Genomic DNA, 26,106 nt, shown 5'->3' on the forward strand with positions numbered 1-26,106 from the left:
GGGCTGCCGCGCCTCTTCGCGGGGGCGCCGCCCCCGGCCCCGGAACCGTCCGCGACCGGAGACCGGTCGCGGACGGCGGGAGCGGGGTCAGTCGACGTAGCGGACGGTCAGGTCGCCGACGCTGCTCTCCACCCGGATGGTGTAGTCGGCGCGGATGGACGGGTCGGTGGCGATGTCGATGTCCTCGCTGCCGACGTCCGACTGGAACACCACGTCATAGGTGGTGCCGTCGTCGGGGACGGCGATCTCGACGTCGCCCGTGCTAGCGATGACGGTGATGTCGCCGCGTACCTCCGCGTACTCCAGGTCGATCGAGCCGACACTGGACTCGACCCTGGTCTCACTGGCCCGCAGGTTCTCGCCCTCGATGCCGCCGATGCTGGTCTGGACGTCGATCGCGCCGTCGATGCCGTTCATGACCACGTCGCCGACCGAGTTCTCGGCCCTCGCGGCGGCGCCGCTGGGCAAGGCGATCGTGTAGTCGATCTCGCAGTCGTCGCCCGAGAAGACGAAAAGGCGGTCGTCGCATTCGCCGTCGACCGTGAACGTGTCGTCGTTCCACGACTCGTGGGACTCGGGCTTCTGGCCGCGCCAACGGGTCTCGCGGTCGACGACGAGCGAGCCGTCGGTGGAGGCGTTCAGTTCGATGAGGCCGATCTCGACGGCGACGTCGACGCCCGCGGTGGACTGCGTGAACGTCTCGGTGTGCGTCTCGGTCTTCTCGGGCGAGGCGATGGACCAGATCCAGACGCCGGTGACGGCCAAGGCGAACAGGAGCACGACGCCGGTGGTGGCGATGCCGACGATCCACCAGGCGGTGCGGGCGGGGCGGGGTTCGGAGGGCTGCGGGGCGGTGGTCTGCTTCTCGGGGGTGTCGATCATGACCGGTCCTTCGTGTTGCCTTGCAGGAACTTGAGAATGGCGAGCACGCGGCGGTTGCCGCTGTCGGTGGGCGGAAGCCCGAGCTTGGTGAAGATCGAGTTGATGTGCTTGCTGACCGCGCCCTCGCTCAAGACGAGGACCTGGGCGATGCCGGCGTTCGAGCGGCCTTCCGCCATGTGCGACAACACCTCCCGTTCCCGCGGGGTGAGACGGTCGAGCTCGCTGCCGTTGCGGCGCACCAGGAGCTGTGAGACCACTTCCGGGTCGAGCGCGGTGCCGCGGTCGGCGACGCGGCGCAGCGAGTCCAGGAACTCGGCCACATCGGCGACGCGGTCCTTGAGGAGGTAGCCGATGCCGCGCATCTGCCCGGTGAGGAGCTCGACCGCGTACCGCTCCTCGACGTACTGGGAGAGCATGAGGATCGCGAGGTCGGGGTAGCGGCGGCGCAGCACCAGCGCGGCGCGCACGCCCTCGTCGCTCTGGTCGGGCGGCATCCGAACGTCCGCCACCACCAGGTCGGGGAGGTCGCGCTCGACCGAGCGCAGCAGCGCCTCGGCGTCACCCACGGTGTCGACGACCTCGATGCCGCCGACCTCCATGAGGCGGGCCAGGCCCTCCCGCAGCAGGACCGAGTCCTCGGCGATCACGACGCGCATGGCAGCTCCACTTCGATAACCGTGGGGCCCCCGAGGGGGCTGGTGATGCGGAAGGTCCCGTCGACCGAGCGGACCCGGTCGGCCAGGCCCTGGAGTCCCGTGCCGCCCTGGGGATCCGCGCCGCCGCGGCCGTTGTCGGCGATGCGCAGGCGGAGCTCGTCCCCTTCGAGATCGACTTCCACGGCGGCGTTCGCGGCCTCGGCGTGACGGGCCACATTGGTCAGTGCCTCGGAGACCACGAAGTACGCCACAGCCTCCACGTCGCGGGCGACGCGCCGGCCCATGCCGACCCGCAGCCGCACCGGGATCGGCGAGCGGGCGGCGACCGCGGACAGCGCCGCGTCCAGACCCCGGTCCTCGAGCACGGCCGGGTGGAGACCGCGTACGAGGTCGCGCAGGTCGGTGAGGACCTGCTTGGCCTCCTCATGCGCCTCCGCGATGGCGCGGGCGCCCTCCTCCGGCAGGTCGTTGAGGGTGGCCCGGGCGATCCCGAGGTTCATCGCGAGCGAGGTGAGCCGCTGCTGCGCACCGTCATGGAGGTCCCGCTCGATCCGCCGGCGCTCCGCGTCAGCAGCATCCACAGTAGAGTCACGGCTCGCGGCGAGATCGGTCACCCGCATCTCGAGGGCCTCAGTCCGGCTGGTGCCCAAGAGGAGCCGCGCCAGCAGCGCGTCGAGCGCGGCCAGACCCCTCGTGATCCACGGTGCCGCGAACGTCACGACCACGCCTGCACCGCACAGGATCCAGTGCCGCGGCTCCAAGCCGGCCGCGCGGCCCAACAGCGGCGCGAAGATCATCGCCGGCCCCATCGTCCACGCCGAGACCGCCAGCGCCGCCGCGAAGAACCCGTAGAACCCCGCGATCACGTGGTACGAGAACTGCCGCCACGTCCGCGGGCTCTTCACGATCGCCAGCAGTGCCCGCGGCGCGAACGTCACCGGCGGCGTGAACGCCCCCTCCGGCCACTCGGCGTCGAGGAACGCACTGTGCCGGCTGCGCTGCACCGCCGTCAGCAGGCCGTTCACCACCAGCAGCGTCCCCGCCGCGATGACCGGCAGCACGATCGTGAACAGCCCGCCGATCCCGGTCGCCACGAGCGCGGCGATCGCGGTCCCGCCGACGACGCCGACCACCGCCCCGGTGACCAGATGCATGAGAGACCGCCAGGTCTCCCCCGCCCACAAGACCCGCACCGCGTCCCGCGGAGCTCTGCGCCAGGGGATCGGCGCCGCTGAAATATCCATGCCTTGAACAGTAGATTCGCGGCCACGGCACCACATTGCCCCTGGCGCCCGACTTCACGGTGAACTTTTCTCCACCCCGCCCAGGGGCCTGCATCAAGCGATGCTCAGTGAGTCGTAGACCTGCTTGATCTGTTCGATCAGGCCGTCTTCACCGTTGAAGGTCAACCCGATTGCCGTCAAGGTCGACAACAGCCACTGGAAGCAGCCGTCATGCTCGATCGCCGCGCGTTCCCGGCCTTCGACCGTCTCGTTCTCGGCTTGCATCCCTGCGGCATCGGGTGAGACACCGGTGAGCGACGCGATCCTCTCGCGCGACTTTTCCTCCGCCCCAAGCGGTTCCGCGCACGGCAGGACGGCGGCCCCGGGGAGAATGAACCCCGGGGCCGCCGCTTTTCTTTTATGGGGATTGCAGTTGTCTGGAGTGGCGCATCAGCCCGGGTTGAGGCCCTGCTCCTCGAGCCACTTGAGGGAGTCGACCTTCTCGCCGTCGATCAGGACTTCGAAGTGCAGGTGCGGGCCGTTCGAGCGGCCGGTGTCGCCGGCGAGCATGATGGTGTCGCCCTTGGAGACCTTGTCGCCCTCGTCGACGAGGATCTTGGAGGCGTGGCCGTAGCGGGTCTGGATGCCGTCGCCGTGGTCGATGTAGACAACGTTGCCGTAGCCGCCCTCTTCGTAGCCGACGTAGGACACGGTGCCGTCTCCGGCCGCCCAGATGTCCTCGCCTTCGAATTCACCGAAGTCGGTGCCCCCGTGCAGGCGGCCGTCGCGCATCCCGAAGTACGAGGTGATGCGCGCGTCCGAGGGCAGTGTCCACGGCAGGGCCGCGAGTCGTGCCTTTTCGGCCGCGGCGGCGGCTGCGGCGGCTTTGGCTGCGGCCTGGTCGGCGGCTGCCTTCTCGGCGGCTGCGGACATGTCGGCGAGCACGGTGTCGACCCGCCAGTCCGCCTGGACGACGGTGTCGTTCTGCTTCTCCGCGGCCTGCGCGGTGGCGTTCTGGCCGGAAATCGCGGCGAGCCCCGAGCCGACGAGAATGGCGGTGGCGAGGCCGATGTTCACGAAACGCCAGCTGTAGCGCTCGCGACTCATCCGGGCGCGCCGGATCAGTGCTCGGGTGCGGTGGGCCGCCAGTGCGCCGGCCCGCCGGATCAGTGCTCGAATGCGGCGGGCCGCCAGTGCGCCGGCCCCGGATTCAGTGGTTTCGTCAGGTGTCCCCATAGCGATGGAAACCTACATGGGGCAATTTGTGCATTTCACCAAAAACCGGTTGATACTACACCTCATTTGGGCCCCTTTCAGGACCGGAATGCACGCTGGGTCAGGTCATCCTCACCCGAAAGGCTGAGATCGTTCCCACGCCTGGTAGGCCACGCCACATCGGCCGCGCGCCGCCGGAACATCCGACCCGGCGCCGCAGGCCAGTGGCCTGGGAGTCCAGGGTGGACACAGTCAGGGCCGGAATCCCGAAGTTGGGAGACCGGCCCTGAGCTGTATTTCCATCTGTCGGGTTGACAGGATTTGAACCTGCGACCCCCTCGTCCCGAACCGCGTTCTGTCGTATTTGCAGAAAGCTTGGCTGAGCCTGGGAACCCGGTTAACGTCCAGGTCATGAGGTATTTTCGAGTGTCCTGGAGTGCTGAACCGTACCGGTTAGTGATGTCTCGTCTGCTAGCCATCTACTAACCAACACGAGAAGGGCCACCCCCAGTGGGCTATTCGATCAAGCGCAAGCGGCGCGACAGCTACCGCTACACCGCCATGTACAAAGACCCCGGCGGAGTCTACCGCTCCGCCGGAGCCTTCCCCACCAAGAAGCGCGCCGACCAGGAGTGGAAGGCCGCCGAGACGAAGGTCGCCGAGTCCCGCGGCAGCCACCTCGTCCGGGGCCGCCAGACGTTCCGGAAGTACACGGAGGAGCGCTGGCTCCCGAACCTCGCGGTCGAGGTGACCACCAGGGAGAACTACACCTACGCCCTCTACGCCCACCTCATGGGCTTCTTCGAGCACAAGCGGATGCTCGACGTCTACGCCGACGACGTCCGCGCCTGGCTCCGGGGCCTCAAGGACGCCGGCATGAGCGCACACAGCCGGAAGTACTGCAAGATCCTGCTCTCGACCATCTTCAACTGCGCGGTCGCAGACGAGGTCATCGCTGTGAACCCGTGCGCTTCAGTGAAGATGGAGAAGGTCGCGCCGAAGCCGCTGCCGATCATTACCCCCGAGCAGTACCAGCAGTTCCACGACGCCCTCCCTGACGAGCAGTCCCGGCTACTTGTCGAGGTCGCGATCGAGACCGGCGTGCGCTGGGGAGAGCTGACCGAACTGCGCCCCAAGGACATTGACTCGAAGACCCGCACGCTCACCGTCGCGCGAGCGGTGGTCCAGATCAACAAGAAGTTCCACCCGACCGGCTGGCGCTTCCATGTCAAGGACTACCCGAAGAACGGCGAGTGGCGGGCGTTCAAGATCGGCCCGCGCCTGTGCGACAGGATCAACGCATTTGTAACCGACCAGCGGATCGCCAAGAGCGACTTGCTGTTCGCCTTTCAAGATGAAGCCCGACCCCAGAAGATGGCGACACCAACGCCTACCGAACTCGGCTCCACCGAACCGAACGACAAGGGTCGCACCTACCAACACGGCACCATGAGCGCGTACACGGCCGGGAAGTGCCGCTGTGAGCACTGCCGCCGCACAATGGCAGACTACCGAGCCTCCCGCCGAGAACAGGGCAAGGACGACCCCCGCCAGGCCCGCAACTGGGAGACGGACGGCCACATCCCTCGACGCTGGTTCCGCGAGAACGTCATCAAGCCCGCCCTGGCAAAGGCAGAACTCGACATCGACATCCGCATGCACATGCTCCGCCACGCCCACGCCTCATGGCTGCTCAACGGCGGCGCCGACCTCATGGTGGTGAAGACCCGCCTCGGCCACGCCAGCATTACAACCACGGAGCGCTACCTCCACACCCTCGACAACGCCGACCAAACTGCCCTGGACGCCTTCGAAGCCGTCCGCTATCGAAGCATCCCCAAGCAACCCAGTGGAAACGATGTGAAGAGAGCTGACACGTCGACCAGCAGCGAAGAGGGCGCCCAGCAACTCCTCGCTCAACTAACTGAAATCCAGTCAAAACTCGCGAAGATCGTCGGGTAGGCCGCTTTGAGACCTGGCGATGCCTCCTGCTGAATCCGTTGTACTGCAGCAAAATACAGCAGAAGGCGCCCCTATTTTGCAGAGCATGGCGCATGAACATGACCGATATTTGATCCGATCAAGGGTTCATATTCAGACATAGATCCGGTCACTCCTGTCACAAAATATGACAATATCAACAATAGACTCTCATGCCTCATATATCACAGACTTAACCGATGGCATCTTAAGGTGTTGCTTGCGCAAGCCCTTCAAACTATCATTACCCGATCGGCGATGGAGGTGCCTAATGCGAAGTGATGACGATCGGATTCTCGATTTCATTAACGATGGAATCTCCAAATTGGCGGAAGAAGATCCAGATCGTCCTATTGACGAAATAAGAGACGAAATCTTCAAACAGTTGCTACCCGAGGTTCGCAGTATTTGCCCCGAGCTTTCCAAAGAGATCGATGCCGGGGTGAAATCCATCCGGATCTCAAGGACCGAGGACTCCGCCAGAATTTCCAAAGCAACCCTTCAAGAGAACGCAATAGTATTTGAACGTGCGGAGTCGCTTATAGCGTGCGCCGAACTCATTAATAGGCGGCTCTTGGATGCCTTCAGCACGAGTGATGAAGTGATCAAATATGTTCGCTCTGATGACGGAAGCAACATGGTGCAAGGAAATACACTAAAGTTGCTCATGCTACTTTCTATGCAGGGCCGCATTTGTACACTATCTTCGGAAACAGTCACTCTTCTGAAGAGTGGCTTCCTTGAGGGTACGTTTGCGCGACAACGCACAATGTACGAGACCGTGGTAATCCTTGCAGTAATTGGCAGAGGTGGTCCCGAGATCGCCGAACGTTATCAGGCGTACGCGGCCTTTGAACACCTTGCGGAGCTGAATGCGTTGGATCATCCAGAATCAATCTTGATTCACGATTATTCAGAGAGCGACCGACAAGAAACCGAAGAGCAGGTTCGCTGGGGAATTCAAAAATATGGCGATAGCATCAAGCGCCCATATGAATGGGCAAAGCCGTTGCTTCCGGAGAAGAAGGGGCGAATACACTTCTCTGACCTAGATGAGCTTATCACTAATTTCTCCATCAAGGGGATCTACTTGACAGGAAACTACGGAATTCATTCCGGCCCATTTGCAACAATTAACAATGTCAAATTTGATCGACGATACCCATTCAACTCAGGACCTGAACGTATAGAGAATGAAGCCGTGAGGAACATTATCCATGTAATGAGCATATTGCTTGCCGTTTCAGTGGATAATGCCTCTAGGGCAGCTACTGCTCTACTTGCTTGCTTGCGCGAGGTCGTACCTCTTGGGATATTGGATGAGCTGCACGAAGATCTAATTCGTGAAATCAGTGATCTTTAGAGCTTGTCTCAGTTGGTGAGTTCCACGGCGGAGTTAGTGCTGGCCGTTGCTGCGGGCATACGCCGGTACTGCGTCGCTGATCCTGAACCAGTAGGCTCGGCCCGATGGTTGACGCCTGGGACGAGATCGCTGACTGGTACGCCGAGCGGCTGCATGCCGGCTCGGCAATGCATGAATTCGCCCGAGACATACTCCTCAAACATCTTCCAGCGAACCTGGACGGCAAGCGGGTAGTCGACGTGGGCTGCGGTGAGGGCCTGCTGACGCGCGCGGCCGCCGAGCGGGGAGCGAAGGCCCTGGGTATCGATCCGGCCCAGCGCATGATCGAGCATGCACTGGCCGCCGAGGCCGCGCACCAGGCTGGTGCGGAGTACGCCGTAGACGACGGCTGCACCCTCGCTACGGTTCCGCCAGGATCCACCGACTGGGTGATCGCAGGCCTGTCGCTGAACAACGTTCCCGATCTGAGCGCCGCGATCCAGGCAATCCGTCGGGTGCTGGTGGTCGGAGGCAGGTCGTCTTCACCATCCCGCATCCGTGCTTCGAAGCGCCCGGCGCGAGCTGGACGGCCCAGGCGAGCTCACCCCGTCGCGTGGTCGGTGACTATGCGACCGAAGGCTTCTGGCGTTCACCCAACCCGCAGGGAGTGCGTCGTGCCGGGAACCAGCATCGGATGCTGAGCACCTATGTCACCGCCTTCATCGGACACGGCTTCGCCCTTGAGGCGATGGCAGAGCCCGTCCCCGATGCGAGCGTGGTCGCCGAGCAGCCCCGACGTGCCGGACTACCGCCGTTCATCGTCATCCGTGTCCGCTTGGACGCGAACGAGATCGCCGGTTGACGGCGTATGTTCTGATTGCAAGGGTGCCTCTCAGAGCCAGGCTCAGTGCCGCCGCGGAGATTCGGGCTCACTTTGCAATGGGTGTGATATCACTCGGCTGTGGATGAGTTCGCCAAGCGCCTTGTGCCCGATGGACTGTGGGAGATCGTCGAACCGCTGATCCTGGTCGCACCGAAGCGTGTCCAGGGCGGTGGGATCGCCCGAGCTGATGACCGAGCGGTGCTCTGCGCGATCGTTTTCGTGCTGACCACGGGTTGCGCTTGGCGGTATCTGCCCCCGCGCACCGACGCTTCACCGAGTGGTCCGAGGCCGGTCTGTGGGCCAAGGTCCACCGGGCGGTCCTCGACCGACTTGGCACCAACGGCGACATCGACTGGTCTCGGGCGATCGTTGAACCGGCGAGCTTGCGCGCTAAAAAGGGGGATCACTGACCGGCCCAAACCCGGTCGATCGCGGTAAGGCGGGCAGCAAGATCCACGTCCTCACCGAACGGACTGCCATTGGCTCTGGCCGTGTCAGCGGCGAACCTTCATGACTCGCAGGCCCTGGAGCCGCTTGTTCAGGGCATCCCGAAGATCCGGTCCCGTCGCGGGCCGCGCTGCCGCAAACCTGCGAAGCTCCACGCTGACAAGGCCTATGACGTCCCCGACTGCCACCGGGCACTGCGCGAGCAGCGGATCGGCGATCGCATCGCGCGCCGCGGCATCGAGTCCTCAGCCCGGCTGGGTCGACACCGCTGGGCCGTTGAACGCACCATCGCCTGGCTCGGCGGCTACTGCCGTCTCACCTTGCGATACGAACGCCACGCCCACCTCTTCGCCGCATTCCTCGCCCTCGCAGCAGCCATCACCTGCTACAAGAAACTCGAACTCGCCAACTGAGACAAGCTCTTGGTCAAACAGGCCTACTCCGACATTCTCACCGCAGGTCTTTCCTTCACCGACCTTTTCGCCCGCGCTCGCGGGCACGCTGCCTCTCCTGCAACAACTCCTTACGATGCTGCGATTCCTGCGGCCATATGGCACGTACCAGTGCCACAAGAAGACCCCGAAGCAGCAGAATGATAATGACTAGCACGGCAACGCCCCACGGAACCGAATCCGGCAATGTAAGCACGGCCAATGTACCTTCCGACCTAGAACGATCGGGAGCCAATTAGGCAGCTAAAACGACGCCCCTAGCGAACTGCCTTCATGGCTACCCCGGCGAACGAGCACGGGGAAGGAATAGTTCGACCCTCTGGGAGTGACCTGAGGATATATCTTAAGCGGATGAATCTTCCAGACGGGCGCGCTACTCGCGCTACCTTGTCTCCCCATCAACAGGGAAAGGAGAATCATCAGAATTCGCGCTAGAAGGATCCGAAGATCACAAATCAAGTCGGACAGCGCCGCAAGAAATGCTCTAGCTGCTGATCGGCGGGATTCTACCGTGGACGCGGATTGAATCGCCTCAAAGGCTGTCCTGACCCGCGAACGCTTGTCGTCCCCGGAAGGCAAGCGGAAGATTTGGTTCCACTCGTCGACAAGTTCTACGAACACCCGCGACTTGCCCGACCCAGTCGGGGCGTAAAGAACAAAATCAAGATCAGCGGCGGTATCTCGGTTGATACGGCTTGCAGCCTGGATCATTCCGGAGATGGAGACAGCATCGAGGCGCAAGGAGGTGACCGGCTCGTCAACTTCCATCTCGCCTCCTTCTAGCTACGCCTGCGGTTTACAGTCTAGCCGGGTTGATAGTAGTGCAGCCCATCGCGTCTGACAGACCTACTAACACAAGCTCGGCTTGTAAGCCGAGTAGACATCCGCAGGCGAGCCCTTCCATCAACCGTCCAGGAGAAAGGGATGCGGGTGGACGACGGTACCCGCCCCCTTGTCGAACCACTTTTCGACGTCCAGGCCGTGGATGCTCAGCCAGTTCCGTAGGGATGCTTCGTTCTCGACGTCGCCAGGGGCAGCGTACAGCCACTCGTGATCGAGGTTGCTGAAGGCCCGTTCCTTGAGTTCTCCGTAGATGTCCTCGGTCTCGATGCCCGCGTTGTCCTCGAGCATCCCCTCTGCGGTCTCGATGATCATGTGGAGCGCCAGCGCCTCGCCGACGCAGAGGGAGGCTGCCACTCATCTTGGGCGAGTCGGTTCGAGACGGTGACCGCCGCGGTGATCATGTGCTTCACGAACAGCGCGGTGTAGTGCTCGCGGAATCGCTCAGGCAACTGCCAAAGGACCGTGTCATCAGCGTCCTCTGCAGTACCGCCTGATTCGCTCAGCTCCTCAAGGCCCTGGAACAGATCTTCTAGGACGAGGCTGGTGCACCAGATCAGGGCCCCAGCAGCAGACTCAGCAGTGATCGTGTCGTCTGAAAGTTTAGCGATATTGAAGGCACGCAACTGCTTCGCGTCGGTCCGGAACTGCTCAACCCACCGGTCACGTTCCGATGCCATGTCCTGGCTGTCGTCACTCGGCGGTTGCGGCCGCGACTCGGAGCGTTCAGGGTCTGTGCCTGGGTTCGCAAGCTTCTGCTTGAACTCTTCCTCGTTCAGGTTGACCTCGCACTTGGTCACCTGCCAGTCTTCCAGCGGCTCGTTCTCCTCAAGGACCTCATAGAGGATCGCTTCAGCTCCGCCCTCGGCGTCTTCCGGGGTCGGAGCGTCGATCACGAAGAGCAGCAGTGCTCCTTGAGGGTGGCCGCCGACCCAGTGCCGGACCAGGTCGATCGATTCGCCGTCCTCGGTCTCGGCTCCACCGACACGGTCCAGGGTCGTGTCGATCAGAGTGGTCGCGCCTACGTTCTCCAACGGGTTCAGGTCCGGGTGCCCTTCGGGGAGAGCCAGTTCGGCTCTGAGCACGTATTCAGTCATCAGGAGCGTTCCGATCCGTCCGGCCAGAGCCGCCAGACCCCGGGAATCGACTTGGGCGGGGCCGCCGGCCCCGACCCGCGTGAACGCCGCATGCTGCTCCAGGTACTTCATCGCCTCGGCGACAGCGGCGTCGTGCGCCCACTTCACCTGCGCCCGCACGTCTCGCGAGGAGTGGAGGCCCCACAGCATCGCCGCCGACTTCACTGGCGCGAACACAAGGTCGTATCCGGCCACGGCCTGCTTCTCGCAGCTCGGTTACAAGAGAGGCGAACCCGAAGGCATGAAGGTGTCTGAAGATTCACTTCTTCTTACCAAGGTCCTTCAACAGCTCCGCCAAGAACGGACCCCCTCTCATCAGTCGCTTCCGAAATTAAGCTGAAGCCGATGGAAGTTCAGGAATATATTCAGGGTCTGGTTCGCTTGCGATCGAAGGTGGCGGCCAAAGAAGTTCACCATCCCAGTCCTCGCGCGCCCTACTTAGAGTGGTTTCAGGATTAGTTTCCTAGGCTCAAATCTCATTTATTTGCCTAGCTAAAGTCAGAGACTTTCTGAATCCAAATTTCCTGTGCCTCACGATTCAAAATCAAGAATCTTCTCGATTTCGATGAATTTTCTTTGATTCGCGAAGCTGATGATCCTTCACGAGGAAGAAGGATATTCTAATTCCCAAAATTGATGCAGGGTTCCTTGTCCTAAAATTTTTCATCACTTCACTATTATCATGAGGACTTCCCTCGCGAGAGTTGCAACTTCGGCATATCCAGCCTCTCACCAGACCATTTCCGTGATTATGATCGAGCACAAGGTCGGCATACACTCCACAGACTGCACATCTGCCGTCCTGCCACGTCGCTATCGTCTTGAATGCCTCATAAGAATCAGGCTCGAGATTTCCAAGAGATTGACCTGGCCATTCCCAGCAAGCTGGAGTGGCATTCGCCTCTCGAGCAAGTGCCCCAGGGACTCGAGCAATACAGAGTTTGCAGAATTTGCGTCGACCGCTCTTTGCAGTGTTTCGAATGATCCAACCGTCAAGTTCCCCGAACATCAGGAGCACATATGGACCGGGACGATCTCCGAGATACCCACCGTGCGTATAGTCCGCGAGCCTGGACGGAGGGCTAGGAAGGTGGATTCTAGCCGCTCCGCAATCTGCCGCATGGATTCGATTCTTTGTCACCACGATGTCATAATCCATGCGTGATTGCTCGAGAAGCTCCTGATTAGCAAAATAACGGTCGAAATCATCCCAAGCACGAAGATAACCCTCATAGCCGTGGGCACATGAGGAGCAGCAGCCATCAAACAATCCAGGCTCCGGCGCAACTTCCCGGGCTAGCTCCTCCAGAACCCCACTCGCTTCCGCAGCAGAGACCGTTCCCTCCTTCAATGCTTGGAGGAGCTGAACAACTACGGGAAGCTCAATGAACGCATCACGTCCAAGAGCTTTCGAGCGCCCCTTACCCGTGGCGTAGTCCACGATCACGCGGACCTTCTCATGGGTGGTTTCACCAACTACAAGGTCGTAAAACTGGTCATATGGCATCTCGAAGTTCTATCTGATGGGTCCGACATCTCATTCACGACGTGGCGGGGTCCGCGCCCAACACAAGGCCAACCCACTCAGGCTTCATCGCTTCGCCCAGGCCAGCGCGAAGGCCGCCCGTCGAAGTAGACACGCATGGGAGGCCTTCACCGAACGTCTTTCCTTGCAGCAGCGAACAACTACCTCCCAGCCAGATTAGTGAGCTATGTCACTTGAAGGCGTTAGTGAAGCGCGGCTAGGATCACGAGCTGACGTTGCGTTTCACTAGCCAGCTGCTAGCCAGCCGGGGCTGGAAACCAGTCAGGCCCCGTCGTAGACGGAGCCTGAGCTGTATTTTCATCTGTCGGGTTGACAGGATTTGAACCTGCGACCCCCTCGTCCCGAACGAGGTGCGCTACCAAGCTGCGCCACAACCCGATGTTCTGTTTTCCGCGCACGCTGGGCGTTCGCGTCGATTGGAAATGTTACCTGAGGGTGCCGCCACCCGTCGAACGGGGTGGGGCGCTCCGGGCCCGGTCACATTCGGGCCCGGAGCGCGCGGTCCAGAGAGGCCTTAGAAGGCCTTCGGGACGAAGGTCAGGAGGCTGGCCTCCGGGGCGCACGCGAAGCGCACCGGCGCGTACGGGCTCGTGCCGAGGCCGGCCGAGACGTGCAGCCAGGTGTCCTCCCACGGGTGGAGGCCTTTCACCCGCTCGCGGTCGATGCCGCAGTTGGTGACGAGCGCGCCGTAGCCGGGCACGCAGACCTGGCCGCCGTGGGTGTGGCCGGCGGCCACGAAGTCGTAGCCGTCGCGGGCGAACTCGTCGAGCACGCGCGGCTCGGGCGAGTGGGTGAGGCCGATCGACAGGTCGGCGCTCGCCGGGACGGGCCCGGAGACGAGCTCGTAGTCGTCGAGGTCGAAGTGGGGGTCGTCGACGCCCGCGAAGTGGACGTTGAGCCCGGAGACGACCTTGTCGGCGGCGGCGTTGTTCAGGTCGAGCCAGCCGCCGTCGACGAGCACCTTGCGCAGCTCCTCGGTGGGCAGCGGCGCGCCGTACTTGTGCTCGTGGTTCGGGTTGAAGTACTGCAGCGGGTTCTTGAACACCGGCGCGTAGTAGTCGTTGGAGCCGAACACGAACGCGCCCGGCGCGCGGAACAGCGGCCGGAGCGTCTTGGTCACGAGGTCGATCGCGTCCGGGTGGGCGAGGTTGTCGCCGGTGAGCAGCACCAGGTCCGGATCGAGGGCGGAGAGGGACGCGACCCAGTGGGCCTTGCGCACCTGTCCGGGCGTCATGTGCAGGTCGGAGATGTGCAGCACCCGGATCGGCTCGGCGCCTTCGGGCAGTGCGGGCACCGCGAAGTGGCGGAGCGTGTACTGGACGCGCTCGTAAAGAGAGGCGTAGGCGAGTGCCAGCGCCCCGGCGCCGACCCCGATCCCGGCTGCTGCGGCTAGTCCACGGCTGATCTTCATACCCCAACGGTAGATTGTCGAGATATGAGCGAGCTAAAGACCCAGTTGGAAACCGATATGCGAGCTGCCCTCAAGGCGCAGGACAAGGTGACGCTAGGCACCCTGCGCATGGTCCTCACCGCGGTCAGGAACGAGGAGATCGCGGGCAGGACGCCGCGCGAGCTGGACGACGCAGAGGTCGTGAAGGTCCTGGTCAAGCAGGCCAAGCAGCGCCGGGAAGCGGCTGAGGGATTCCGTGCGGGCGGGCGCGAGGAGTCGGCGGAAACCGAGCTCGCGGAGGAGGCCGTGATCAAGCGGTACCTCCCGACCGAGCTCTCTGAGGCCGAAGTCACGCAACTGGTGCGGGACGCGATCAGTGAGGGCGGTTTCGCCGGTCCGAAGGACATGGGCAAGGTCATGAAGGCGATCGGGCCGAAGACGGCGGGCCGCGCGGACGGCAAGGTCGTCGCCGGGATCGTGAAGGCGGAGCTCGCGGGGTAGCGCAGCCGGGCCGTGTCGCCCTTCACGGCTATCGTTGAGGGTCGGGCCCGCTTACGAAATCTTGAGGAATCCATGTCCAGCCACATCGCGGCCGAGGCCGCGCGCCGCCGCACCTTCGCGGTGATCTCCCACCCCGACGCCGGCAAGTCGACGATCACCGAGGCCCTGGCCCTGTACGGGCGGGCGATCTCGTCGGCCGGCGCCGTTCACGGCAAGGGCGACCGCAAGGGCGTGGTCTCCGACTGGATGTCGATGGAGCAGGACCGCGGGATCTCGATCACCTCGGCGGCGCTGCAGTTCGAGTACCGCGGCTGCGTCGTGAACCTCCTCGACACTCCGGGTCACGCCGACTTCTCCGAGGACACGTACCGGGTGCTCACCGCCGTGGACGCGGCCGTGATGCTGCTGGACGCCGCGAAGGGCCTCGAGCCGCAGACCCTCAAGCTCTTCGAGGTGTGCCGGGCCCGGCGCATCCCGGTGATCACGTTCATCAACAAGTGGGACCGCCCGGCGAAGGACGCCCTCGAGCTGATCGAGGAGATCGAGACGCGGATCGGCATCAAGCCGACGCCCGTGACGTGGCCGGTGGGCGTGGGCGGCGAGTTCCGCGGCGTCATCGAGCGTGTGGGGTTCGGCGAGGAAGCGGACGGCCGCCGGGTCACGGGTCCGCAGGTGCCGGGCATGGTCCGCTATGAGCGTTCGCCCGGCGGGCAGCAGCTCGCGACGGCGGAGTTCCTGGACGAGGCCTCTGCGATCGCCCAGTTCGGGCCCGATTACGAACGCGCCCAGGAGGAGTCCGAGCTCCTGTCGGAGGTCGAGGCCGATTTCGACCCGAAGACGTTCGAGTCCGGGCAGACCACGCCGACCCTGTTCGGCGCGGCGCTCGTCCACTTCGGTGTGGGCCAGCTGCTCGACCTGCTGGTGGACATCGCGCCGTCGCCGTTCTCGCGCGACGACGCCAAGGGCCAGCCGCGTGACCTGGAGGACGGCTTCTCCGGGTTCGTCTTCAAGTCGCAGGCGAACATGAACGCCTCGCACCGCGACCAGCTCGCGTTCATCCGCGTCTGCTCCGGCCGCTTCGAGCGCGGCATGCAGGTCACGCAGGCGCAGGGCAAGCGCACCATGTCCACCAAGTACGCGCAGACGCTGTTCGGCTCGGCCCGGGACACCGTGGACGAGGCCTGGCCGGGCGACATCGTGGGCCTGGTGAACGCCACCGGACTGTCGGTGGGCGACACGATCTACACGGGCAGGGCCGTCGAGTACCCGCCGCTGCCGGCGTTCGCGCCCGAGCACTTCGGGGCGCTGCAGATGCACGACACGTCGAAGGCGAAGCGGTTCCGGCGCGGCATCGCGCAGCTCGACGCCGAGGGCGTCGTCCAGGTGCTCTACTCCGAGCGGCGTGGCGAGGCGACGCCGGTGCTCGCGGCCGTGGGCCCGCTGCAGTTCGAGGTGACGGTGGCGCGGCTGCAGGCCGAGTTCGACGTGCCGGCGACGATCGACCACCTGCCGTTCCAGCTCGCGCGGCTCACCGATGCCGAAGGCGCGCAGCGCCTGCGCACCGCGCCGGGCGTGGAGGTGTTCACGCGGCCGCGGGACGGCGCGCACCTGGTGGCGCTGCCGAACAAGTACCGGATCCAGACGATCGTGAACGACTACCCCGGGCTCGTCCTCGAGCCGCTGCTGGCCGGGGGCCAGGGCTGATGGCGCGTCTGCTGACCTCGGGCGACATCCGGTCGCTCTCGCGCGGCCTGCAGATCACGCCGACGAAGAAGTGGGGCCAGAACTTCGTCGTCGACGCGAACACGGTGCGGCGCATCGCGAACGTCGCGAAGCTCGACGCCGAGGACGTCGTGATGGAGGTCGGCCCCGGGCTCGGCTCGCTCACGCTGGCGCTCATCGAGATCGCGAAGCGCGTGATCGCCGTCGAGATCGACCCGAAGCTGGCGCTCGCCCTGCCGACCACGGTGGAGCACCGCGCGCCGCAGGAGCACGAGCGGCTCACCGTGGTCGAGACGGACGCCGCCCGCATCAAGCCCGAGCAGATGCCCGAGCCGCCCACGGCGCTCGTGGCGAACCTGCCGTACAACGTGGCCGTGCCGGTGGTCCTGCACGCCCTGGAGACGTTCCCGAGCCTCCAGAAGGGCCTCGTGATGGTCCAGGCCGAGGTCGGCGACCGGCTCACGGCCGGGCCGGGCTCGAAGATCTACGGCGCCCCGAGCGTCAAGATGGCCTGGTACGCGAAGGCGCGTCGCGCCGGCTCGGTGTCGCCCAACGTGTTCTGGCCGGTCCCGAACGTCGCGAGCGGCCTCGTCGCGTTCGAGCGCATCGAGAGCCCGCAGGCGAACCGGGTCGAGGTCTTCGGCGCGGTGGACGCCGCGTTCGGGCAGCGGCGCAAGATGCTGCGCCAGTCGCTCAAGGCCTGGGCCGGGGCCGACGTGGACGCCGTGCTCGATCGGGCGGGGATCGAACCCACCCGGCGGGGTGAATCGTTGGACATAGCGGAGTTCATCGCCCTCGCCGACGCCAGAGAGGCCGTAGGCGCGAGCGACCCGCGACCGCAGGAGGCCTAATGTCCGGACAGACCGCGCCCGCCCAACCCGGCGCCCAGATCAGCGTCGACGTGCCCGCCAAGATCAACCCGCACCTCGGCGTGGGGGACGCCCGGGCGGACGGCTACCACGCACTGTCCACCGTGTACCAGGCGATCAGCCTGCACGACACCGTGACCGCCGAGCGGCGCGGTGAGCCGGGCATCGAGATCACCGTCTCCGGGGAGGGCGCGGGGACGCTGCCCACCGACGAGTCGAACCTCGCCCACAAGGCCGCGAAGCTCGTGGCCCTGTACGCCGGGATCGAACCGGACGTCAAGCTGCACTTGAACAAGCGCATCCCCGTCGCCGGCGGCCTCGCCGGCGGCTCGGCCGACGCGGCCGGGGCGCTCATCGCCTGCTCGCGCCTGTGGGAGGTCGAGATCGGCGACGCCGAACTCCACCGCCTCGCGGCGGGCCTCGGCTCCGACGTCCCGTTCTGCCTCAAGGGCGGCACGGCCATCGGCAGGGGCCGCGGCGAGGAGGTGACCCCGGTGGAGGCCAAGGGGACCTGGCACTGGATCGTGGCCACGACGGACACGCAGATCTCGACGCCCGAGTGCTACAAAGAGGTCGACCGGCTCCGCGAGGACGGCATCGGCCGCTACTCCTCCGATGTGGACCCGATCGTGCGGGCCTTCGAGGGCGGCGCGAGCGCCGACAACCTCGCGCGGCTCCTCATCAACGACATGGAGGCCGCCGCGGTGAGCCTCCGCCCGCAACTGGCCTCGCTCATGCACGGCGGCCTCGAAGAGGGCGCCCTCGCCGCGCACGTGTCCGGCTCGGGTCCCACGGTCCTGTTCCTGGCCACGGACGTGAAGCACGCGGTCGCCCTCGCCCGGCGCATCCGCATGAGGGGCGGCGCGCGCAGCGTCCACCTCGCCCATGGCCCGGTGCCGGGACCGGCCGCCTGACGGAACGGGTTACGGTGGGCGGCATGTCGAACGACCGTCCCACCGCCGCCGAGATCGCCGCACTGCCGAAGTCGGAGTTCGCGTTCCCGGGCCCGCTGCGCGACCAGTTGGTGGCGGCGATCCTGAACGGCGCCAAGACCTCCACGACCGGCTTGGTGGCCGACTACGAGCACGAGGGCGAGGCGCTGCCCGAGGCCGGCGAGCGGGCGGTCGTCGTCGACTCCGACGACCGGCCCGTCGCCGTCATCGAGACCACGGAGGTGCGCGTCGTGCCGCTGGCAATGGTCGATCTCGCCCATGCCGTCGACGAGGGCGAGGGCCACCGCACCATCGCCGCGTGGCGCGAGGACCACGAGTCGTTCTGGCACAGCGCGGAGATGCGCGAGGCGATGGACGACCCGTCGTTCACTGTGGACGACGCGACCTTGGCGGTGCTGCAGCGGTTCCGCCTGGTGGCCGACCTGCGCTGAGGTCTAGACGTTGCGGTCCCAGATCATTCTGAGGCCGTGCAGGGTGAGGTTCGGTTCGTAGTGGGTGACCGTCTCGCACTGCTCGATCACGACCGGGGCGAGGCCGCCGGTGGCGACCACGGCGGTCGGGGTGGTGCCGAGCTCCTCGGTGATGCGGCGGACGAGGCCGTCGACCTGGGCGGCGGTGCCGTAGACCATGCCGGACTGGAGGCACTCGACGGTGTTCTTGCCGATCACGCTGCGCGGCTTGACGAGCGGGATCTTGAGGAGGTTCGCGGCGCGTGAGGCGAGGGCGTCGATGGAGATCTCGATGCCCGGAGCGAAGGCGCCGCCGAGGAAGTCGCCCGTGGCGGAGATGACGTCGATGTTCGTCGAGGTCCCGAAGTCCACGGTGATGCACGGCCCGCCGTAGAGGTGGAAGGCCGCGTGCGTGTTCGCGATGCGGTCGGGGCCGGCCTCGCGCGGGTTGTCGATGCTCAGGCGCACACCGGTCTTGATGCCCGGCGCGATCTGCACGAGGTGCGCGTGCGGGTAGTACCGCTGCACCATCTTCGCGACCTCCGCGCCCTGCTGGGGCACGGTGGAGGACAGCGCGATCCCGGTGAGGTCGACGCCGTCGCCGTCGAGGAGGGCCCGGAAGGTGAGCCCCAGCTCGTCGGCGGTGGCGTGCGGATCGGTGCGGATCCGCCACGAGTGCTTCAGGGTCTCGCCCTCGAACACGGCGAGCACCGTGTTGGTGTTACCGATGTCGACGCACAGCAGCACGACTACTCCTCGAAGTCCAGTCCGATGTCCAGAATGGGCGAGGAGTGGGTGAGCGCGCCGACCGAGATGTAGTCGACGCCGGTGGCGGCGTAGTCGACCACGGAGTCGAGGTTGATCCGCCCGGTGGCCTCCAGCTCGGCCCGGTCCCCCACCGACTCGACCACTTCGGCCAGTTCCTTCGGGCTCATGTTGTCGCACAGGAGGAACACGGCCCCGGCGGCGACGGCCTCCAGCGCCTCGTCGAGGGTCTCGACCTCGACCTGGATGTCGATCTCGGGCTCGGCGGAGCGGACGGCGGCGAAGGCCTCGGAGATCGAGCCGGCGGCCTCCTTGTGGTTGTCCTTGATCATCGCCACGTCGTACAGGCCCATGCGCTTGTTGTCGCCGCCGCCGGCGCGCACCGCGTACTTCTCCAGGGCGCGCAGGCCCGGAGTGGTCTTGCGGGTGTCGAGGACGGTCGTGTGCCAGTCGGCGAGCGCGTCCGCGAAGCGGCGGGTGTGGGTGGCGATGCCGCACATGCGGCACAGCAGGTTCAGCGCGGTGCGCTCGGCCGCGAGGAGCGAGCGGGTCGGGCCGGAGACGCGGGCGAGGACCTGGCCGGCGCGGATGCGCGCGCCTTCTTTGGCGAGGTAGGTGAACTCGATGTCGCCGGGCATGGCGTGGAAGACCGCGTGCGCGACCGGGAGGCCCGCGAGGAGCCCGTCGGCGCGCGCCGTGACGGCCACAGTGGACTTGTGCTCGGGTCCGAAGATCGATTCGGAGGTGACGTCGCGGCGGGCGTGCGAGAGGTCCTCGTCGAGGTAGTCCTGGACGGCGACGTACACGTCTTCAGGGTCGAGGCGGAGGGCGAGCAGGCGCTCGTCCAGTCCGGCCCCGCCGGGCGCTTCGGCGAATCGGCTCATGCGATGGGCTCCCAAGTGGTGTCGAGCTCCCCGTCGGAGCTGATGGAGAGGCTGAGGTGGCCGAGCCAGTCGGCTTCGGCCTCGGGGTGGTCCTCGCGCCAGTGGCTGCCCCGGGTCTCGCGCCGGCGGTGGGCGGCGGCGGTGACGGCGGTGGCGACCGTGAGGAGGTTCGTGGCCTCCCATGTGGCCGGTCGAGGACGACCAGACACATTGTCCCCCAAAGCTGTCAGCGACGCAGCGGTGCCCTCCAGTGACGCTTCGGAGCGCAGTACGCCGGCCCCGGCGGTCATCGCCTCCTGGATCGGCGCGCGGGAGGTCGTGGAGCAGACGTCGCCTTCGCCCTCGGGCGTCTCGGCGACGCCGGGGCTGGGCTTGTGCTCGGCGAGGTCGTCGGCGATGCGCTGGGCGAACACGAGCGCTTCGAGGAGCGAGTTGGAGGCGAGGCGGTTCGCGCCGTGGAGGCCCGTGCAGGCGGCCTCGCCGGCCGCGTACAGGCCGGGGACGCTGGTGCGGCCGAACAGGTCCGTGCGCACGCCGCCGGAGGAGAAGTGGGCGGCGGGCGCGACCGGGATCATGTCGACGACCGGGTCGATGCCGAGGGAGCGGCAGGACGCGGTGACCGTCGGGAAGCGCGTCTCCAGCATCTCTTTGCCGAGGTGGCGGGCGTCGAGCCAGACGTGCGGCTTGCCTTCGGCGCTCATGCGGGCGGTGGCGGCCTTGGCGACGACGTCGCGGGGCGCGAGCTCGGCGAGCTCGTGCCTGCCGACCATGAACCGGTCCCCCGAGTAGTCGCGGAGGTAGGCGCCCTCGCCGCGGATGGCCTCGGTGATCAGGGGTTGTCGGTCCCCCCCGATACCTTCGAGGTACAACGCGGTGGGGTGGAACTGGACGAACTCGAGGTCGGTCACGGTCGCCCCGGCCCTGAGGGCCAGCGCCACACCGTCGCCGATCGACACGGAGGGGTTGGTGGTGGACTGGAAGATCTGACCGAGGCCGCCGGTGGCGAGCACGACCGCGCGGGCCTCGACGCCGCCCACACCGTGCTCGACGCCTTCGCCGAGGATGTGGAGGCTGACGCCGGCCGCGTGCCCTTTGGCGTCGGTGAGCAGGTCGAGGACCATGGCGTGCTCGATGATGCGGATCCACGGGTCGCGCAGGACCGCGGCGTGGAGTGCGCGCTGGATCTCGGCGCCGGTGGCGTCGCCGCCGGCGTGCACGATGCGGCGGGCGCGGTGGCCGCCTTCGCGGGTGAGCTGGAGTGAGCCGTCCGGGTCGCGGTCGAACTCGGTGCCGAGGTGGATGAGGTCGGCGATGCGGGCGGGGCCTTCGGTGACGGTGATGTCGACCGCGGCCGGGTCGCAGAGGCCGACGCCGGCGATCTGGGTGTCGCGGGCGTGGGCCGCGGGGGTGTCGACGGGGTCGAGCACGGCGGCGACGCCGCCTTGGGCCCAGCGGGTGGAGCCGTCGTCGATGCGGACCTTGGTGACCACGGTGACGTGGAATCCGGCCCGGCGCAGGTTGAGGGCGCAGGTGAGCCCGGCGACGCCGGAGCCGATGACGCACACGTCGGTGGTCTCGGTCCAGGACGGGGCCGCGGCGCGCAGCCGGCGCGGGAGGCGCGGCAGGGCCGGCAGTGGCACTGAGTGAGGCATGGTCGCGGGTGGCACGTGCCGTTGCCCTTCTAGCGGTGGGCGCCCGGTCGCCCGGGTGCCCGTTCGATGGGTGCGCCGCCGATGGGCACGGCGGACGGCTCAACTGTGCCCCTGTAGGCACGGTGGGTGCCAACCAGGTGTGGCGTGCGTCCCGCATCTGGGACGCGGACGGCGCCGATCTCGGGGCACGCCGGTAGCCCGCCGTGCCGCTGGGAAAGGGCCCCCGGTTGCAACGCTAGCGGGACCAACCTGAAGCGGAGCTGAAGCGGGCGATCGGGGCGGTGTGAGACATGCGCGCGGCTGCGCTCGCGCAGCGCGATGCGAGCGGAAGCGGCTCCGAAACCGGGGCACACCGGTAGCCCGCCGTGCCGCTGGGAAAGGGCCCCCGGTTGCAACGCTAGCGGGACCAACCTGAAGCGGAGCTGAAGCGGGCGGTCGCGGCGGACCGTGGAGGCGGGTCGGCGGGCGGGCTGCGCGGCCTCGCCGGTGTTCGCGCGCGGCCGGGCCCGGCCGGAGTCGCTGACGACTCCTGCCGGGCCCGGATACGCGTGCATGCTGGCGCTAGCCCCGGTTCGTCGAACGTCGGATGCTGGACATAAGTTCATCCTCGCTGCGCGTCGGATCCTGTACATCAGTTCATCCTCGCTGCGCGTCGGATGAAGTCGGCGAGGTCGGCGGACTGCTGGACGCGCGACTCCTCGTGGACGTACATCATGTGGCCGGCGGGGTAGGTCTTCGTCTCGATACGCTCGCGGTCGGCGAGCGGGATCTCGAGGTGGTCGAGGGTGTACTCGATCGCCTCGATCGGGACGCCGCCGTCGTAGCGGCCCATCGCGATGTGGACCTGCAGGAACGGGTTGAGGCGCATGGCGTTGCCGAGCTTGCCGATGACGTCGACGGCCTCGCCCTCGAACTCCTTGTACGACCACGGGTGCACGGCGCGCGAGAGCCGCTCGTAGATGTGCTCGTTCTCGTATTCGAGCTCGGAGCGCAGGTAGTACTGGAGCGCGGCCGTGTACGGGCCGTCCGTGCCGACCAGGAACGGGTCGTACGGCATGCGCTCGTGCGTGTAGTGGTCGGCGGGCCCGGTGAAGCGGGTGTCGAGGCGGCCGGTGACCAGGCGCTTGTGGCGCAGCAGCTCGGCGTAGTACCGGGTGTGCTCGAGGCGCAGGTTGGCGCGGTCGACGTAGTCCTCGCTCACCCCGGCGAGCGAGGCGACCTTGGCGACGGCGGCGGCGCGCTCCTCGGGGTCGAGGTTCTGGCCCTTGGCGAGGACGGCGCGGAACTCGTCGGCGTAGGCGCGGGCCTCGTCGACGACCTCCTCGAGGCTCCGGTCCGGGTGCAGCCCGTGGTAGTGCGCGGTGGCCGCGTACGTGGGGAGGAACAGCGGGTCGGGCAGCTCGGAGCGGCTGGCGTGGTACAGCGTCTCGGTGTTGAACGCGGGGGCGATGAACATGACGCCGTTGAGGAACAGCCCGAAGCGGTTCTGGAGGTATTCGGCGAGGGCGCCGCCGCGGGTGCCGCCGTAGGACTCGCCGATGAGGAACTTCGGGGAGAGCCAGCGGTTGTGGCGGGTGGTCCAGAGGCGGATGATCTCGCCGACGGACTCGATGTCGCGGGTGAACCCGTGGTAGTCCTTGGCCTTCTCGCCTTCGACGGCGCGGGAGAAGCCGGTCGAGACGGGGTCGATGAACACGAGGTCGGTGTGGCGCAGGAGGGTCTCCTCGTTGTCGAGGAGGCCGTACGGGGGCGGGGTGAGGTTCCCGGCGTCGCCGGAGTCGACGCGGCGCGGGCCGAGGAGGCCCATGTGCAGCCAGATCGAGGAGGAGCCGGGGCCGCCGTTGAACGCGAACGTGACGGGGCGTTCGGTGACGTCGGCGTCGTCGAGGGTGTACCAGGTGATGGAGACCTCGGCCTTGGGCTTGCGGCCGTTGAACTTGTCGTCCTCGGTGATCTCCTCGCGGAGCACGACCCGCCCGGTGGTGGCGGAGTACGCGAGGTCGCCGAGGGTGTGGTGGGTGGTCTTCAGGTCGTCAGCGGGTTCGGCCTTGTCGGCCTTGCCCGCCTCGTCCTTCACGGCGCCGTTGTCGGCGTCGTCCTTCTTGGGTTCGTCGCTCATGAGACCACAACTTACCGCGCGGCTAGTGGGGACGCCAGAGGGTTGCCCGCGGTCCCGGGCGCGGGGTGGGCCTTGTCCGCGTTGACCTCGATGATCTCGTTGCGCTCGTTCACGTGGACCACGGTGGGCGTGAACGCGCGCGCCTCGGCGTCCTCCATCTGCGCGTATGAGATGAGGATCACGAGGTCACCGGGTTGGACGAGGCGGGCGGCAGCGCCGTTGATGCCGATGACGCCCGAGCCGCGCTCGCCGGCGATCGTGTACGTCTCGAGGCGGGCGCCGTTGGTGATGTCGACGATGGCGACCATCTCGCCGTCGAGGATATCGGCGGCGTCGAGCAGGTCCGCGTCCACGGTCACGGAGCCGACATAGTGGAGGTCGGCCTGGGTGACGGTGGCGCGGTGGATCTTGGACTTGAACATGGTCCGGATCATCGGGCGTCTCCAATAACACTGTGCCCAATAAAGACATGGGCGTTGTCGATCAGGCGGGTCGTGCCCGCCTTGGCGGCGATGAGCAGCCTCGCGGGCCCCTGTGCGGGGGCCTCGCCGAGGTCGGTGGCGCGGACGACGACGTAGTCGACATCCAGGCCGGGCTCGGCGGCGAGGGTCCTCTGCGCCGCAGCGAGCGGGTCGGGTGAATCCTGCGCGGCCGTGATGGCGCGCGGGATGGCAAGGGCGGCAGCGCGTTCGGCCTCAGAGAGGAACACGTTGCGGCTCGAGCGGGCGAGCCCGTCGGGTTCACGGTCCGTGGGGACGGCCCAGATCTCAATGCCCATGTCGAGATCGCGCACCATGCGGCGGACCATCGCGAGCTGCTGGAAGTCCTTCTCCCCGAAGCAGGCCGCGTCCGGCCGGGTCAGGTGGAAGAGCTTCGAGACGACGGTGAGCACGCCGGTGAAGAACCCCGGTCGCGAAGCGCCCTCGAGGATCTCGCCGTCCGGTCCGGCGTGGACGGTGGTGAGCCCGTCGCGCCCGTCCGGGTACATCTCGTTGACGCTGGGCGCGAACACGAGGTCGACGCCCTCGGCCTCGCACATCGCCAGATCCGCGTCGAGCGTGCGCGGGTACTTGTCCAAGTCCTCGTTCGGCCTGAACTGCAGCGGGTTCACGAACACCGTCACGACCACCGAATCGGCGATCTCCTTGGCGCGCTTGAAGTTCGCGCGGTGCCCGTCGTGGAGCGCGCCCATCGTCGGGACGACGGCGACGCGCCCGGGCAGGGCCGCGCGGGCCTTCGCCAGGTCGGCCTTGGTGTGGACCAGCACCGTCACGGCGTTTCCTCCTTGTAGGGGTGGGCCAGGACTTCCAGGAGCCCCTCGGCGTCCTCGCTCTTGAGGCGGCCCGACGCGAGGGCGCGCTCGGCGGTGCGGCGGGCCATCGTCCGGTAGACCTCTTCGATCCCCGTCCCGGCCAGCGCGTCGAGGTGCCGGGCGACCGTGCCGGCGTCGCCGCGCGAGACGGGGCCGGTGAGCCCGGCGTCGCCGTGGCGCAGCGCGTTGTCGAGCGAGGCGGACACGAGCGGGGAGAGCAGCCGCTGCGGGTTCGCGACGCCGATGGCGCGCAGCTGCTCGGCGGCGTCGTTGACGAGGGTCGTCAAGTGGTTGGCGGCGTAGACGAGCGCGGCGTGGTAGCGGGCGCGGTCGGCCTCGTCCACATGCTCGGGTTCGCCGCCCATCTCGAGGACGAGCGCTTCGCCGACGAAGCGGGCCTCGGCCTCGCCCGTGATCGCCCAGGAGATGCCGGCGAGGCGTTCCAGGTCCTCGTCGCGGCCGGTGAAGGTCATCGCGGGCGCGAGGGCGACGGTGAGGGCGCCGGCGTCGCGGACCGGCCGCAGGACGTCCGCGCCGAGCGCGCCGGAGGTGTGGACCCAGATCTGGCCGGGCCGGACGGGCAGGGAGGCCACGAGCGGCGCGATGGCGTCGTCCGGGACGGCGATGAGCACGAGCTCGGCGGCGGCGACCACGTCAGGGGCGGGGAGGATCTCGGCGCCGGGCAGGTGGCGGGCGGCGCGGGCGAGGGAGGCGTCGGATACAGCGGAAGCGGCGACGACCCGGTGGCCGGCGCGGGTGAGAGCCGCTCCGACGACGGAGCCGACCCTGCCTGCGGAGACGACCCCTACGGCGAGCCGGGTGGCGGGCCGCTGCGGGGCTGCGCTGCGCTGCTGATCCATGATGCTGATCCAGTCCTCAGAGGTACCG

Annotated in this window: 26 protein-coding genes, 1 tRNA gene and 1 pseudogene; 10 read left to right on the forward strand and 18 right to left on the reverse strand. The window is 66.7% G+C overall.

Features of this window, described 5'->3' with window-relative positions:
- Positions 1-87: 87 nt before the first annotated feature.
- The 5 genes from O2L01_RS05010 to O2L01_RS05030 all read right to left on the reverse strand — a co-directional run bounded on the left by O2L01_RS05010 (position 88) and on the right by O2L01_RS05030 (position 3,997).
- Entirely contained in the window at positions 88-882 is a 795-nt protein-coding gene (locus tag O2L01_RS05010; protein ID WP_270120776.1) for a DUF4097 family beta strand repeat-containing protein, read from the reverse strand.
- Positions 879-1,538, reverse strand: a complete 660-nt coding sequence (locus tag O2L01_RS05015; protein WP_270120777.1) for a response regulator transcription factor — start codon at positions 1,536-1,538, stop codon at positions 879-881. The genes O2L01_RS05010 and O2L01_RS05015 overlap by 4 nt, the downstream gene beginning before the upstream one ends.
- On the reverse strand, positions 1,526-2,782 hold the full coding sequence (locus O2L01_RS05020) for a sensor histidine kinase (RefSeq protein ID WP_270120778.1): 1,257 nt from the start codon (positions 2,780-2,782) through the stop codon (positions 1,526-1,528). The genes O2L01_RS05015 and O2L01_RS05020 overlap by 13 nt, the downstream gene beginning before the upstream one ends.
- Before the next feature lie 93 nt (positions 2,783-2,875).
- A complete protein-coding gene (locus O2L01_RS05025) occupies positions 2,876-3,046 on the reverse strand; it encodes a hypothetical protein (protein WP_270120779.1) in 171 nt (56 codons plus the stop codon).
- Positions 3,047-3,211: 165 nt separating this feature from the next.
- Positions 3,212-3,997 (reverse strand): M23 family metallopeptidase, encoded by a 786-nt coding sequence (locus tag O2L01_RS05030; protein WP_270120780.1) that lies wholly within the window; start codon positions 3,995-3,997, stop codon positions 3,212-3,214.
- A 489-nt stretch (positions 3,998-4,486) separates the two neighbouring features.
- Here O2L01_RS05030 and O2L01_RS05035 point away from each other — a divergent pair, with 489 nt between their 5' ends.
- From O2L01_RS05035 to O2L01_RS05055, 5 genes and pseudogenes are all read left to right on the forward strand, one after another.
- Positions 4,487-5,938, forward strand: a complete 1,452-nt coding sequence (locus tag O2L01_RS05035) for a tyrosine-type recombinase/integrase (protein ID WP_270120781.1) — start codon at positions 4,487-4,489, stop codon at positions 5,936-5,938.
- A 289-nt stretch (positions 5,939-6,227) separates the two neighbouring features.
- A complete protein-coding gene (locus O2L01_RS05040) occupies positions 6,228-7,319 on the forward strand; it encodes a DUF5677 domain-containing protein (RefSeq protein ID WP_270120782.1) in 1,092 nt (363 codons plus the stop codon).
- 104 nt (positions 7,320-7,423) lie between these two features.
- The gene (locus O2L01_RS05045; RefSeq protein ID WP_270120783.1) at positions 7,424-7,999 is read left to right on the forward strand and encodes a class I SAM-dependent methyltransferase; all 576 of its coding nucleotides are present in this window, start codon (positions 7,424-7,426) and stop codon (positions 7,997-7,999) included.
- Positions 7,993-8,160: a hypothetical protein gene (locus O2L01_RS05050; protein WP_270120784.1), complete on the forward strand. Its 168-nt coding sequence runs from the start codon at positions 7,993-7,995 to the stop codon at positions 8,158-8,160. The genes O2L01_RS05045 and O2L01_RS05050 overlap by 7 nt, the downstream gene beginning before the upstream one ends.
- Positions 8,161-8,259: 99 nt before the next feature.
- Positions 8,260-9,041, forward strand: a pseudogene (locus tag O2L01_RS05055) (IS5 family transposase).
- Positions 9,042-9,323: 282 nt separating this feature from the next.
- On the opposite strand, the gene O2L01_RS05060 reads toward O2L01_RS05055, so the two are convergent.
- The 6 genes from O2L01_RS05060 to O2L01_RS05085 all read right to left on the reverse strand — a co-directional run bounded on the left by O2L01_RS05060 (position 9,324) and on the right by O2L01_RS05085 (position 14,013).
- Positions 9,324-9,848, reverse strand: coding sequence for a hypothetical protein (locus tag O2L01_RS05060; protein WP_270120785.1), 525 nt, complete (start codon positions 9,846-9,848; stop codon positions 9,324-9,326).
- A gap of 135 nt (positions 9,849-9,983) precedes the next feature.
- Entirely contained in the window at positions 9,984-10,235 is a 252-nt protein-coding gene (locus tag O2L01_RS05065; protein ID WP_270120786.1) for a hypothetical protein, read from the reverse strand.
- On the reverse strand, positions 10,232-11,251 hold the full coding sequence (locus tag O2L01_RS05070; RefSeq protein WP_270120787.1) for a relaxase domain-containing protein: 1,020 nt from the start codon (positions 11,249-11,251) through the stop codon (positions 10,232-10,234). Before O2L01_RS05070 ends, O2L01_RS05065 begins: the two co-directional genes overlap by 4 nt.
- Positions 11,252-11,600: 349 nt before the next feature.
- Positions 11,601-12,563, reverse strand: a complete 963-nt coding sequence (locus O2L01_RS05075; protein WP_270120788.1) for an endonuclease domain-containing protein — start codon at positions 12,561-12,563, stop codon at positions 11,601-11,603.
- A 343-nt stretch (positions 12,564-12,906) separates the two neighbouring features.
- Positions 12,907-12,980, reverse strand: a tRNA-Pro gene (locus O2L01_RS05080).
- 136 nt (positions 12,981-13,116) lie between these two features.
- Positions 13,117-14,013 carry a metallophosphoesterase gene (locus O2L01_RS05085; RefSeq protein ID WP_270120789.1) on the reverse strand — a complete coding sequence of 299 codons (897 nt, stop codon included), beginning with the start codon at positions 14,011-14,013 and terminating at the stop codon, positions 13,117-13,119.
- A 24-nt stretch (positions 14,014-14,037) separates the two neighbouring features.
- Between O2L01_RS05085 and O2L01_RS05090 the strand changes: the two genes are divergently transcribed.
- From O2L01_RS05090 to O2L01_RS05110, 5 genes are all read left to right on the forward strand, one after another.
- Positions 14,038-14,493, forward strand: a complete 456-nt coding sequence (locus O2L01_RS05090) for a GatB/YqeY domain-containing protein (RefSeq protein WP_270120790.1) — start codon at positions 14,038-14,040, stop codon at positions 14,491-14,493.
- A 72-nt stretch (positions 14,494-14,565) separates the two neighbouring features.
- On the forward strand, positions 14,566-16,197 hold the full coding sequence (locus O2L01_RS05095) for a peptide chain release factor 3 (RefSeq protein ID WP_270120791.1): 1,632 nt from the start codon (positions 14,566-14,568) through the stop codon (positions 16,195-16,197).
- The gene (gene rsmA, locus O2L01_RS05100; protein ID WP_270120792.1) at positions 16,197-17,066 is read left to right on the forward strand and encodes a 16S rRNA (adenine(1518)-N(6)/adenine(1519)-N(6))-dimethyltransferase RsmA; all 870 of its coding nucleotides are present in this window, start codon (positions 16,197-16,199) and stop codon (positions 17,064-17,066) included. Before O2L01_RS05095 ends, rsmA begins: the two co-directional genes overlap by 1 nt.
- Positions 17,066-17,998 (forward strand): 4-(cytidine 5'-diphospho)-2-C-methyl-D-erythritol kinase, encoded by a 933-nt coding sequence (locus O2L01_RS05105; protein WP_270120793.1) that lies wholly within the window; start codon positions 17,066-17,068, stop codon positions 17,996-17,998. Before rsmA ends, O2L01_RS05105 begins: the two co-directional genes overlap by 1 nt.
- 23 nt (positions 17,999-18,021) lie before the next feature.
- The gene (locus O2L01_RS05110) at positions 18,022-18,468 is read left to right on the forward strand and encodes an ASCH domain-containing protein (RefSeq protein ID WP_270120794.1); all 447 of its coding nucleotides are present in this window, start codon (positions 18,022-18,024) and stop codon (positions 18,466-18,468) included.
- 3 nt (positions 18,469-18,471) lie between these two features.
- On the opposite strand, the gene O2L01_RS05115 is transcribed toward O2L01_RS05110, so the two are convergent.
- The 7 genes from O2L01_RS05115 to O2L01_RS05145 form a co-directional block, all read right to left on the reverse strand.
- Positions 18,472-19,233 (reverse strand): type III pantothenate kinase, encoded by a 762-nt coding sequence (locus tag O2L01_RS05115; protein ID WP_270120796.1) that lies wholly within the window; start codon positions 19,231-19,233, stop codon positions 18,472-18,474.
- Positions 19,234-19,235: 2 nt separating this feature from the next.
- Positions 19,236-20,135 (reverse strand): carboxylating nicotinate-nucleotide diphosphorylase, encoded by a 900-nt coding sequence (nadC, locus tag O2L01_RS05120; RefSeq protein ID WP_270120797.1) that lies wholly within the window; start codon positions 20,133-20,135, stop codon positions 19,236-19,238.
- On the reverse strand, positions 20,132-21,787 hold the full coding sequence (locus O2L01_RS05125) for an L-aspartate oxidase (protein ID WP_344469257.1): 1,656 nt from the start codon (positions 21,785-21,787) through the stop codon (positions 20,132-20,134). Before O2L01_RS05125 ends, nadC begins: the two co-directional genes overlap by 4 nt.
- 631 nt (positions 21,788-22,418) lie before the next feature.
- Positions 22,419-23,906, reverse strand: coding sequence for a S10 family peptidase (locus tag O2L01_RS05130; RefSeq protein WP_270120801.1), 1,488 nt, complete (start codon positions 23,904-23,906; stop codon positions 22,419-22,421).
- Between the two features lie 11 nt (positions 23,907-23,917).
- Complete coding sequence (panD, locus tag O2L01_RS05135) at positions 23,918-24,340, reverse strand: aspartate 1-decarboxylase (protein ID WP_270120802.1); 423 nt, start codon at positions 24,338-24,340, stop codon at positions 23,918-23,920.
- Positions 24,337-25,179: a pantoate--beta-alanine ligase gene (gene panC, locus O2L01_RS05140; RefSeq protein ID WP_270120803.1), complete on the reverse strand. Its 843-nt coding sequence runs from the start codon at positions 25,177-25,179 to the stop codon at positions 24,337-24,339. The genes panD and panC overlap by 4 nt, the downstream gene beginning before the upstream one ends.
- Entirely contained in the window at positions 25,176-26,078 is a 903-nt protein-coding gene (locus O2L01_RS05145; protein ID WP_344469305.1) for a Rossmann-like and DUF2520 domain-containing protein, read from the reverse strand. The genes panC and O2L01_RS05145 overlap by 4 nt, the downstream gene beginning before the upstream one ends.
- Between the last annotated feature and the right edge of the window lie 28 nt (positions 26,079-26,106).

The organism is Glycomyces lechevalierae (assembly GCF_027622945.1).
In the GTDB taxonomy this organism is placed as follows: Bacteria; Actinomycetota; Actinomycetes; order Mycobacteriales; family Micromonosporaceae; genus Glycomyces; species Glycomyces rutgersensis.

Excerpts from the sequence above, each read along its gene's own strand:
- O2L01_RS05040 (WP_270120782.1), top strand. The coding sequence starts at position 6,228 with ATGCGAAGTGATGACGATCGGATTCTCGATTTCATTAACGATGGAATC.
- O2L01_RS05065 (WP_270120786.1), bottom strand. The coding sequence starts at position 10,235 with ATGATCATCGAGACCGCAGAGGGGATGCTCGAGGACAACGCGGGCATC.
- O2L01_RS05105 (WP_270120793.1), top strand. The coding sequence starts at position 17,066 with ATGTCCGGACAGACCGCGCCCGCCCAACCCGGCGCCCAGATCAGCGTC.
- O2L01_RS05130 (WP_270120801.1), bottom strand. The coding sequence starts at position 23,906 with ATGAGCGACGAACCCAAGAAGGACGACGCCGACAACGGCGCCGTGAAG.
- O2L01_RS05125 (WP_344469257.1), bottom strand. The coding sequence starts at position 21,787 with ATGCCTCACTCAGTGCCACTGCCGGCCCTGCCGCGCCTCCCGCGCCGG.
- O2L01_RS05015 (WP_270120777.1), bottom strand. The coding sequence starts at position 1,538 with ATGCGCGTCGTGATCGCCGAGGACTCGGTCCTGCTGCGGGAGGGCCTG.
- O2L01_RS05075 (WP_270120788.1), bottom strand. The coding sequence starts at position 12,563 with ATGCCATATGACCAGTTTTACGACCTTGTAGTTGGTGAAACCACCCAT.
- O2L01_RS05010 (WP_270120776.1), bottom strand. The coding sequence starts at position 882 with ATGATCGACACCCCCGAGAAGCAGACCACCGCCCCGCAGCCCTCCGAA.
- panD (WP_270120802.1), bottom strand. The coding sequence starts at position 24,340 with ATGATCCGGACCATGTTCAAGTCCAAGATCCACCGCGCCACCGTCACC.
- O2L01_RS05020 (WP_270120778.1), bottom strand. The coding sequence starts at position 2,782 with ATGGATATTTCAGCGGCGCCGATCCCCTGGCGCAGAGCTCCGCGGGAC.
- nadC (WP_270120797.1), bottom strand. The coding sequence starts at position 20,135 with ATGAGCCGATTCGCCGAAGCGCCCGGCGGGGCCGGACTGGACGAGCGC.
- O2L01_RS05025 (WP_270120779.1), bottom strand. The coding sequence starts at position 3,046 with ATGCAAGCCGAGAACGAGACGGTCGAAGGCCGGGAACGCGCGGCGATC.
- O2L01_RS05030 (WP_270120780.1), bottom strand. The coding sequence starts at position 3,997 with ATGGGGACACCTGACGAAACCACTGAATCCGGGGCCGGCGCACTGGCG.
- O2L01_RS05145 (WP_344469305.1), bottom strand. The coding sequence starts at position 26,078 with ATGGATCAGCAGCGCAGCGCAGCCCCGCAGCGGCCCGCCACCCGGCTC.
- O2L01_RS05090 (WP_270120790.1), top strand. The coding sequence starts at position 14,038 with ATGAGCGAGCTAAAGACCCAGTTGGAAACCGATATGCGAGCTGCCCTC.
- O2L01_RS05110 (WP_270120794.1), top strand. The coding sequence starts at position 18,022 with ATGTCGAACGACCGTCCCACCGCCGCCGAGATCGCCGCACTGCCGAAG.
- O2L01_RS05045 (WP_270120783.1), top strand. The coding sequence starts at position 7,424 with ATGGTTGACGCCTGGGACGAGATCGCTGACTGGTACGCCGAGCGGCTG.
- O2L01_RS05095 (WP_270120791.1), top strand. The coding sequence starts at position 14,566 with ATGTCCAGCCACATCGCGGCCGAGGCCGCGCGCCGCCGCACCTTCGCG.
- O2L01_RS05085 (WP_270120789.1), bottom strand. The coding sequence starts at position 14,013 with ATGAAGATCAGCCGTGGACTAGCCGCAGCAGCCGGGATCGGGGTCGGC.
- O2L01_RS05060 (WP_270120785.1), bottom strand. The coding sequence starts at position 9,848 with ATGGAAGTTGACGAGCCGGTCACCTCCTTGCGCCTCGATGCTGTCTCC.
- O2L01_RS05050 (WP_270120784.1), top strand. The coding sequence starts at position 7,993 with ATGCTGAGCACCTATGTCACCGCCTTCATCGGACACGGCTTCGCCCTT.
- rsmA (WP_270120792.1), top strand. The coding sequence starts at position 16,197 with ATGGCGCGTCTGCTGACCTCGGGCGACATCCGGTCGCTCTCGCGCGGC.